This window comes from Novosphingobium sp., assembly GCF_032093395.1.
Classification (GTDB): domain Bacteria; phylum Pseudomonadota; class Alphaproteobacteria; order Sphingomonadales; family Sphingomonadaceae; genus Novosphingobium.
Window position 1 is genome coordinate 1 of sequence record NZ_DAMDBA010000118.1, and the last position, 10268, is coordinate 10268.

The 10268-nt window shown below is 64.3% G+C and carries 6 protein-coding genes and 1 pseudogene; all 7 read left to right on the plus strand.

Going from position 1 to position 10268, the window contains the following annotated elements; all coding sequences use genetic code 11:
* Positions 1-117: 117 nt before the first annotated feature.
* Positions 118-500: pseudogene (locus RT424_RS22850) on the plus strand (integrase); the annotation flags it as partial.
* A gap of 232 nt (positions 501-732) precedes the next feature.
* On the plus strand, positions 733-1302 hold the full coding sequence (locus tag RT424_RS22855; RefSeq protein WP_313442931.1) for a sigma-70 family RNA polymerase sigma factor: 570 nt from the start codon (positions 733-735) through the stop codon (positions 1300-1302).
* Complete coding sequence (locus tag RT424_RS22860) at positions 1295-2251, plus strand: FecR domain-containing protein (RefSeq protein WP_313442933.1); 957 nt, start codon at positions 1295-1297, stop codon at positions 2249-2251. Before RT424_RS22855 ends, RT424_RS22860 begins: the two co-directional genes overlap by 8 nt.
* Before the next feature lie 96 nt (positions 2252-2347).
* Entirely contained in the window at positions 2348-4711 is a 2364-nt protein-coding gene (locus tag RT424_RS22865) for a TonB-dependent receptor (protein ID WP_313442935.1), read from the plus strand.
* 2 nt (positions 4712-4713) lie between these two features.
* Complete coding sequence (locus RT424_RS22870; RefSeq protein ID WP_313442937.1) at positions 4714-5976, plus strand: MBL fold metallo-hydrolase; 1263 nt, start codon at positions 4714-4716, stop codon at positions 5974-5976.
* Between the two features lie 297 nt (positions 5977-6273).
* Positions 6274-8646: a glycoside hydrolase family 2 TIM barrel-domain containing protein gene (locus RT424_RS22875; RefSeq protein WP_313442939.1), complete on the plus strand. Its 2373-nt coding sequence runs from the start codon at positions 6274-6276 to the stop codon at positions 8644-8646.
* Positions 8643-10124, plus strand: coding sequence for a glycoside hydrolase family 28 protein (locus tag RT424_RS22880; protein ID WP_313442941.1), 1482 nt, complete (start codon positions 8643-8645; stop codon positions 10122-10124). Before RT424_RS22875 ends, RT424_RS22880 begins: the two co-directional genes overlap by 4 nt.
* Positions 10125-10268 lie beyond the last annotated feature (144 nt).

Below are 10268 nucleotides of genomic sequence, written 5' to 3' on the forward strand. Positions count from 1 at the left end.
AGGGTCATTGGCTCAGCAATCAGCGCCGTCTACGTGGGGCGCTCGCACCGCTAACCGGCGAACACCTCCCCAACATATCAAATATTTTTGACCATCCGCGGCGGCCGAAATTAATGACCATTGTTCCGGCGGGGTGATCGTGCGGCGCTACAAGGCGCGCGCGCGGCAACCGGGGCGCAAGCTGGCGACGATTTCGGGTCGCGAGGGCTGGGATCTGCGCAAGACGCTGCTCAAGCCGGCGGTGCCGGCACGCTCCGAATGCACGGTGGGGCAGGTGCCTTGCCCGATCTGACCCGCGACGATCTGGCGAGGCTGCTCGGCCAGGTGAGCGAGCATTCGACGCGGGTGGGGCTCAACCAGACCTGTTCGCCAGCGGCGAGCACCTCGCCGGGATCATGGATGCGCTGCGCTGGGAAAGCCCGCGCATGCCGCTTGCCCGCAATCGTAATTTGGCTGCCGAAGCCGGGGCCGTGGGTCGTCTCGCACGCAAACTTGGATGACTGAGTCTGGGACCTTTGCGACTGTCGGCGTCGGAGCGCTAGAGGCAAGAAACCGGATACTGGCAGGGTTCATATTACTGAGAATTTTTGGCAATATCCGTCCCGTTCTTGCCGGTCGATGCAACCCGGGCAGGTGCCTACAACCAGTTATTCATAGACGCTAGATGGGATAGAGCTGTCATCATAATGACCCATGCGCGATAGATCTGGGCGAGCTGGAGAATCGTCGAGCATGTCAGTTTGCCGCCAGCATATCGTTCGATGGGTTTCGCTCCACATCGTCCCGCAGGAGCCGAAGGTCAGGGCGTCCCTGCGTCGGCTCGGCATTTCCGACAGCGACATCGACGATCTCGTCCAGGACGCCTACTGCCGATTCGCGGCGCTCAGCGCGGTGGATCATATCGACCGGCCGGGCGGCTATTTCATGCAGATCGTCAAGAACGCCTGGCGGGACAATCTTCGGCGGGCCCGCGTCATCCGGATCGAGGACTTTACGGAAATCGCGCCCGAAGCCGTCGGGGATGATGCAGTCAGTGTCGAAGCTACGGTTATCGCTCGGCAGCAGCTGGAAATGGTCGAGGCGCTGCTGCAGACATTGCCCGACAGATGCCGCACGATCTTCACGCTCAAACGGATCGAGGGTTTGACACAGCGCGAGATTGCTGCCCGTCTGGGGGTGAGCGAGCATATCGTAGAGAATGACATTCAAAAGGCGCTTCGAATCCTGCAGAGGGGTTTGAGGGGAGCGGACGAAGAACAGGACATCCGGGAACTTGGCGAGCAGCGGCGGAAAATTGGTTGATATCGAAGCCGAGGCGGCGGCCTGGGCGGCAAAGCTCGATGCCGCGCCCGATCACGATCATCCGGGGCTGGACGAATGGTTCGTGCAGGACCCCCGGCACGCGGGCGCGTTGCTGCGCGCGCAGGCGCTGCTGGCCGCTTTCGCCCCTGTCGACGACACAGCGCTGTCGCAGGCCGAGGAGAGCGCAGCCGCACCGCCCCCATGCTGGCCGCGCCGCGCAGTGCTGGGAGGCGGGCTGACCGTGCTGGCGGCATCGCTGGCGGCGTTCCTGCTGCTGACCCCGCGCCCGGAAAGCTACGAGACGCAGGTCGGCGAAGTTCGCTCGCTTGCCCTTGGCGACGGGTCGTCGGTCTCGATCGACGCGAGAAGCCGGATTGACCTCGATTTCGATGGTGCCAACCGCGATGTCCACATGCTTGCGGGCCGGGTGCTGTTTCGCGCCGCGCACGAAGCGAAGCGGCCGTTCCGCGTGATCCTCGGCAATGTTACCGTCACCGACATCGGCACCGCCTTCCAGATCACGCGGGACGAGGGAAGCGGCGCGGTCGATGTTCTCGTGACGGAAGGGGAAGTTCGCGTCGACGGGCCTCAAGGGCGGGTCAGCCTTGTCGCCGGTCAGCGGGCCAGCTTCGCACAAGGCCCTTCGTCGGGGCCGGGGGCAGCATCGCCGGTCGTCCGCGTGGCCGCCGCGGACATGGACCGCTACCTCGCGTGGCGAAACGGGCAACTCGACCTCAACGGCGAGACGCTGGACAGCGCCGTCGCCCAGTTCAACCGCCACAGCCGCGTCCAGCTTCGGGTGGACGATGCCGCGCTGGGGCGTGAAAGCCTCTACGGCTCGTTCCGGATGGACGATCCGGCGAGCTTTGCCCGCACCGTCGCGCTTGGCCTGAATGCCGAGGTGCGCAGCGAGGATGGCGTCATCGTCATCGCCGCCGGAAAAAAATAGCACGCGAAAATACGGAAAGGTTCGGCCGGGGCGTCGTGTGAGCGGAACCAGCGTTTCGATCAACTCGGGGTACTCATGCATAGCAGTTTTCGCCGGATGGCCTTTGGTGCGGCCGCCTCTCTTGTCGTGCTGGCTTCGCCTGCATTGGCGCAGACGCGCGCCTTCGATGTTCCCGCGCAGGATGTGACCGGCGCCGTGCGCCAGCTTGCGCGGCAGGCGAAGATCCAGATCGTGGTGACCGGCAGCGTGGCCAAGGGCCGCAGGAGCAGTCCCGTCTCGGGTTCGCTCTCGGTGGAGCATGCGCTCGAGCGCATGCTGGCGGGCACCGGCCTCGTCGCCCGCGCGACGGGTTCGGGCACCTATGTGGTGGTTGCCAGTCCGGGCACCGCATCGCTTGAAGACGACGCACCATCGCTGGCCGGGGTGAATTCGGACATCGTGGTGACCGCGCAGCGCCGCCAGGAAAGCCAGCAGAGCGTCCCCATTTCGCTCACTGCCTTCGGGCAGGAGACCATCCGCGACTTTCGCCTGCAGAACCTGCGCGACGTATCGCGCCTGACGCCGGGGTTGCTGGTATCGAGCTTCAGCGTTTCCAGCCCGATAATCGCCATTCGCGGCGCGACCAACACCTTCAACCAGATCGGCGCGAACAAGCCCGTCGGCGTGCTGGTCGACGATGTGTTCATCGCCCGCAACAGCGCGGCGGCATTCGAGCTGTTCGGCCTCGATTCCATCCAGGTGCTGCGTGGACCGCAGGGCACGCTGTTCGGTCGCAACGTGACCGGCGGCGTCATCATCATCGACAGCGGCCGCCCGGACTACGACGCGTCCAGACTGGACCTCCAGTTTTCGGGCGGAAGCTACAACACGGTCAATGCCGATGCGCTGGCCGACCTCGTCGTCGCCCCGCAGACCGCCGTGCGGATCGCGGGTTCGGTGCGGCGTCACGACGGCTATGGCCGTGACCGGCTGACCGGTCAGGAGCTGGACGATCAGGACAGCGTCAACCTGCGCGGGCAGGTCCGCACGGCGCTGACAGACAGCCTCGAACTGCTGGTCGGCGGAGACTATGCGGTCGATAGGACCAACGGGCGCACGCTGTCCTCTATCGGTGCGGGCGACGATGGCGATCGCCGCACTTCGGAAACCGGCTTCCTGCAGGGCTTCACGCGCAAGCAGGGCGGCGTTTCTGGCCGTCTGTTCTGGGATACCGGCGCGGGCGAACTGACGAGCATCACCGCATGGCGCCGCTCGAACACCAGTGACGTCTATTCGGGCGTGGGCGCCAACTATCGGTTCCTGACCGGATCGCAGACCCAGGCCGTCACCGACGACGCGGACCGGGTCACGACCTTCTCGCAGGAACTGCGCTTCGCCTCGCAGCGCTGGGACATCGGCGACTTCGTCGTAGGGGCCTACTTCGCGAACGAGGACGCGACGCGCCTGCTGCAATCGCGCAACCTTGCGGCCATCACCGGCCGCGTTACCGGCAACCAGCTGACCTATGCGGCGATCCAGTCGCGAACGTTCGCCGTTTTCGCGGACGGCACGCTGCGCCCCGCCCAATGGCTCGCGGTGAAGGTAGGCGGACGCTACACCTGGGACCGCAAGGAGGCGGATCTCACGCGCACCAACCTCATCAACCCGGCGGCAGGCTTCACCGCAAGCGGCCAGTCCGCTTCGTGGAGCCGCTTTACCCCGCGCGCCGTGGTCGAAGTGACGCCGCTCGACACGCTCATGATATATGGCAGCTATTCGCGGGGCTATACGGCGGGCAGCTTCAACACCGAGGCGAACACGCTGGCGATCTTCCAGGCGGGCTACGATCCCGAGACGGTCGACAACTACGAGATCGGCTTCAAGAGCGACTGGCTCGACAGGCGCCTGCGCGTCAACGTCAGCGCCTTCAACATGAAGTACAAGGACAAGCAGGAGCAGTACGCCGACCTCTCGTTCAATCCGGCACGCTTCAACATCTACAACGCGGGCCGGGCTACGATGCGCGGCATCGAAGCCGAAGTGCAGGCCCGCCCCACCGATTGGCTGTCGCTGGGAGCGAACTACTCCTACCTCGATGCGCACTACGACGAGTTCGTCATTCCCGGCGGCGTCAACTACACCGGAAACCGCCTCGGTTCGGCCCCGCAGGACAAGTTCGCCGTCAACGGCAGTATCGACATCCCGGTCGGCGCCGTTCGCGTCATCGGTAACGCGGTCTATTCCTATACGGGCGGGTACTACACCGGTGCGGCGAAGGATCCGGGGCTCTACGTAAAAAGCTACGACCTCGTGAACGGGCAGATCGGCATCGCCAGCAGGGATGATCGCTACAGGATCGCGGTATTCGCGCGGAACCTGCTGAAGAAGGACTACCTGCTGATCCCCTCGACGCAGACCGTCCGGGCCGAGTACCTCGGTGAGCCGCGCACCATCGGCGTCACGGTGAACGGGAAGTTCTGACCATGAAACTGGGCCGCCGCGACGCGCTGCTCGAAGGGCTCGCGCTGGGCGGTACGCTTGTGCTCGGCCCGGCCATGTGGCTGGCGACGACGGGCAGGGCGCGGGCGGAGGCGGCAACGCTTCCGCCCTGGGCTCCCGGCCTGCTCGACATCCATCACATCGACACCGGCGTCGGCAATGCGACCTTCATCCTCGCGCCGGACGGCACCACCATCCTGATCGATTGCGGCGCGACGCGGGGCGGCCCACCGGCATCGACGCCCATGCGCCCGGACGCGAGCAGGCAAGCAGGCGAGTGGGTGGCCCGCTATGCCCTGCGCCATGCCCGCGCGGCGAAGCGAACCACCCTCGACTACATCATTGCCACTCACGTTCATCCCGACCACGTCGGATCGCCGCTCGAGGGCGATGCACGGACCCGCGACGGATATGTGCTGACAGGGCTCGCGCAAGTCGATTCGTTGATGCCTGCCGACCTCGTGATCGACCGCGGCTTCCCGAACTATGCGCCGCTGCCGCTGATCGACGCGCCGTTTGCGGCCAATCACCGCGCCTGGCTCGACGCCCGCAGGCGCGGCGGTCGACGGGTAGAGCAGGTGAAGGTCGGATCGCTCGGCCAGCTGACGCCGCGCCGGGATGCCGCGGCCTTCTCGGCGCGCTTCGTCGGCGGCAACGGGCGCGTCTGGACCGGAACGGGCGAGCAATCGCGCGCGCTCTTCCCCGACCCTTCCGAATGGACGGCGGAAGCCCGACCGGAGGAAAACCTGCTGTCGATCGCGATGGTGCTGTCTTACGGCGGTTTCCGCTACTTCACCGGGGGCGACCTGACGGCGGACAGCCACGACGGTGCGGTGCCGTGGCTCGATGTCGAGACGCCCATCACCCGCGCCGCAGGCAAGGTCGACGTCGCCTCTGCTGACCACCATGGCTATTTCGATGCGAATGCGAAGGGCCTGGTCGAGGCGCTCGACGCCGATGCCTATGTCGTCCAGGCCTGGCATGCCACGCACCCGGACCCCGCGCCCCTGCAGCGCATGCTGAATGCCTGGCGCGGCCGGAAGCAGCGGGACGTCTTCATCACCCGGCTCGATCCCGCAAGCCAGGCCGTCAACAACCGCTTTTTGCGCGACGTAAAGAGCACCGAGGGGCATGTGGTGGTCCGCGTCTTTCCCGATGGAACATACCGAATCTTCGTGACGGATAGCCGCGATGAAAACGACCGGATCAGTTTCGCGGGCGAACGCAGAATATCCAGGAACGATTGATAACGTGGTCTGAGATCTCAGGGATTACGTGTAGTTTATCGACCGATTACGTCTGCGAAAAGCACAGCTCACACCCGAGCGGTTTGATCACGATTTTCGTGAAATCTATGACGCTAGGTGCCGCCGCTCCCGGTCAACGTAACGCTTGCATCGCTTGAGGCGGTTCATCGCACGATATATCCGTATGATGAAACAGAGTTGTAAATAGAGGGATGCATGATAGTCTTCCTGATGGGATGAGGAACAGGACAGGAAACCCGAGTGCGTAGACGCGCTAGAGAAGCCGTATTTTGGACCTTGGCGACGACACCCGTGTTGATTGGCGTGGCCGAGGCCACGCCCCGGATGATTACGCCGCTGCAAGATGACTGGCGCTTCATTCAGGCTGACCCGGAGGGTGCCGAAACGTCCACGCTGGATGATGCATCCTGGCGGGCCGTTACCGTTCCGCATGACTGGGCCATTGCCGGCCCGTTCGACCCCGATGCAAAAGCCGCTGGAGAGAACGGCTTTCTGCCCAGCGGAGTCGCCTGGTATCGCAAGACACTCGATCTGAAGCCACAGCCCGGGCGGCGCTATTTCATAGAGTTCGACGGCATCATGGAGCGAAGCGGCGTCTGGGTGAACGGCCATCACGTCGGCTATCGTCCGATGGGCTATGTCAGCCAGCGCTACGAACTGACGCGCCATCTGCGGACAGATGGCCGCAATGTGATCGCCGTGCGGTCCGACACCTCCGCCGCACCCTCGTCGCGCTGGTACACCGGATCGGGCATCTATCGTCATGTCCGCCTGATCGAGACCGACGATGTCCATGTCACGCAGGGCGGCGCCTATGTGCGTGCGACAGCGATCAGCGATGGGCAAGCGACGATTTCGGTCACTGCGGAGGTGCAGAATGACACTGGCGCCGCGGTCGCGGCGAAAGTCGAGCTTCTGCTGATCGATCCCGATGGGCGTGAAGTCGCCCGAACGGTGACGGCGACCAGCGACATCGCCTCCGGCCGCAGCAGGGCCCTGCCTGCCGAGATCGCGCTGCCACGCCCGCGCCGCTGGGACATAAACGATCCCGCGCTCTACCGCGCCGCCATCCGCGTGCTGGCCGCAGACGGCACATTGCTGGACAATGAAGATGTCCGCTTCGGCATACGTGAAGCCCGGTTCGATCCGGCAACGGGTTTCTGGCTGAACGGCCGCAACTTCAAGCTCAAGGGCGTGGCGCTGCATCATGACGGCGGCGCGGTGGGGGCGGCGGTGCCGCTTGCGGTCTGGCGCCAGCGTCTGACCACCCTCAAGGCGCAGGGCGTGAACGCGATCCGCACTGCCCACAATGTCCCCAGTCCGGAATTTCTCGATCTGGCGGACGAGCTGGGACTGCTCGTGATGGATGAGCTGTTCGACCAGTGGAATGTCGCCAAGACGCCGGAGGACTATCACCTCTTCTTCGGCGACTGGCACAAGCGCGATGCGCTGGACATGGTGCGCCGGGATCGCAATCATCCCAGCATTGTCCTGTGGAGTGCCGGCAACGAGATCCACGACACCGCCTATCCGGTGCAGGCGAAGGCCGCTCTGCGCAGCATCCTCGATATCGTTCATGCCGCCGATCCTTCGCGGCCGGTGACGATGGCGCTGTTCCGCCCCAACGTCACCAAGGATTATGAAAACGGTCTGGCGGACATGCTCGACGTGGTCGGACAGAATTACCGCGAGAACGAGTTGATCGCCGCGAGCAGGCAAAACCCGAAGCGCAGCATCGTCGGCACCGAAAACGCGCATAACCGCAGCAACTGGGTGCCGGTGCGGGACTATGCGCCCTTTTCGGGCATGTTCCTGTGGACCGGCGTGGATTATCTCGGCGAAGCCAATCGGTCCGGCTGGCCGAATATCCAGAACCCGGCAGGGCTGCTGGATCGCACCGGTCGTCAGAAGATCAGCGGCATGGAGCGGGAAAGCTGGTGGTCGGATCGGCCGGTGCTGCATCTCGTGCGGAATGCCGATCCGGCGGCCGCCGGGCCGCCGACCGATGGAGCCGGAGGGCCAAATCAGCCTGTCCTGCCGACCATGATCGCGGTGGCCACTCCCAAACCCGAGGTCGCCTTGTTCGATGACTGGACTCCGCAGGATCGCAGCCAGCATGACGAGACGATCGAGGTCTACAGTAATTGCCGGCAGGTCGAGGCATTCCTCAACGGGCATTCGCTCGGCACGCTGCCGATCAATGCGGATGCCTCGCCGCGGCGCTGGACAGTGCGATACGCGCCCGGCGAAGTGCGGGCTACCTGCCGCGATCCCGGCAGAGAGGCTGTTTCCGACCGGCTGCGAACGGCGGGAAAACCGGTGCGGATCGATCTGCAGGCGGACCTGCCGACGGTCGGCTCCACTTTCGACGACATGGTATATGTCCGCGCGAGGGTAGTCGATGCGAACGGCGTCACCGTGCCTTCGGCCAACTCCCGCCTGCACTTCGCCGTCAAGGGCGCGGGGCAGTTGATCGCGACCGACAATGGCTCATCGATAGATCATACGCCGTTCTCGTCAGCCGACCGCGTGGCGCAGGACGGCGTTGCGGTGGGTCTGGTCAGAGGTGCAGGCGATGGGCGCTTCACCGTCACCGCCACGGCTGAGGGGTTGAAGGCAGGTGCCGTCGATCTGCGGTCGACGAAGTGACGGGTGTGCTCGAGCACTCGCGCCGCCAGCTTATGGCCGGTATGCTTGCCTGCGCGGCTTTCGTCCGTCCTGCCTGGGCGACAGGGCTAGAGGATGAATTCGAAGCGGCAGCCGGTGCCATCGCAAACGGGATCCAACCGCCGCGCATCCCGCTGCGCGACTTCCCGATTGCCGCTTTCGGGGCAGTATCTGACGGCCGAACGGACGACAGCGCCGCTATCGCTCGCGCAATCGCCGCCTGCGCCGAGGCAGGCGGAGGACGCATCCTGTTGCCAGGCGGCGTGACGCTGTCAGGTCCCGTGCGGCTGCGTTCACGCATGGAATTGCACATTCCCAAAGGCGCGCGCCTCAAATTCATTCCCGAACCTGCCCGCTACCTGCCGCCGGTCCATACCCGTTGGGAAGGCGTGGAACTGATGGGTTACCACCCGCTCATCTACGCCTTCGAGGAAGAGGACATTGCCCTTACCGGAGGCGGTATTATCGATGGATCGGCTGACGATCGAACATGGTGGCCGTGGAAGGGCCCCTGGGCCGATCGCTACAGCGACACCCCGGAAAAGGAACGGCAGGCCGCCGATCGCGCTCGCCTGTTCGATATGGCCGAACGGGGTGTTCCAGTCGCCCAGCGGGTGTTCGGTGAAGGTAGCCGGCTGCGTCCATCCTTTTTTCAGCCCTATCGCTGTCGGCGCGTGCTGATGGACGGTATAACCGTGGAAGCTGCGCCCTTCTGGCAGGTTCATCCGGTTGATTGCGACAACGTCACCTTTCGCAGCGTCGCCTGTTCAAGCCACGGGCCGAACAATGACGGGATCGACCCCGAATCCTGCAACGGCGTGCTGATCGAAAACTGCACTTTCGATACGGGTGACGATTGCATCGCCATCAAGGCCGCCCGTAATGCCGACGGGCGGCGTCTGGCCAGGCCTTGCGAGAATATCGTCGTCCGCCGTTGCCTGATGAAGGACGGCCACGCCGGCGTCGCCATCGGCAGCGAATTGACCGGCGGCGTGCGAAACGTCTTCGTCCACGACTGCCGCATGGACAGCCCGAACCTGACGCGGGCGCTCATTATCAAGTCGAACAGCTATCGCGGCGGCCTCATCGAGAATATCCACCTGCGCCGTATCCAGGCCGGAGCGGTAGACAAGGCCTTCATCCAGATCTGGATGCTCTATGAAGAAGGCGAAGGCGGCGGCCATTTGCCGCAGGTTTCCCATGTTTCGGCGCGGGATTGCATGGTCGGATCGACCGAACGGGTTCTGATCGTGCGCGGCCTGCCTCAGGCGTCGGTTCGCGATCTGCAGCTGGCAAACATAAAGGTTGGGCGCGAAAACAAGCCGTCGGTTGCCGTGGATGTCGATTTGTCGCGCCTGGAAAACGTCGTCGTAGGAGGGCGGCGCTGGAGCCGGAACTATCTCCGCGAACTGCCCGGCGCAGACAGTATTCGTTGCGACAAATGGGCCGTCTGCCGATAGACGGTGCAAACAAATGGTTGGGAAATCCGCGCGTAATTATGATGACCAAACCGTCTATGGGCAGGCACTTAATTAGAGATGTTTGGCAATAGTACGTGCGCGAAACCAAGGGGCCGGGCTGCGATCGCTCCAGCGTATTGAGGA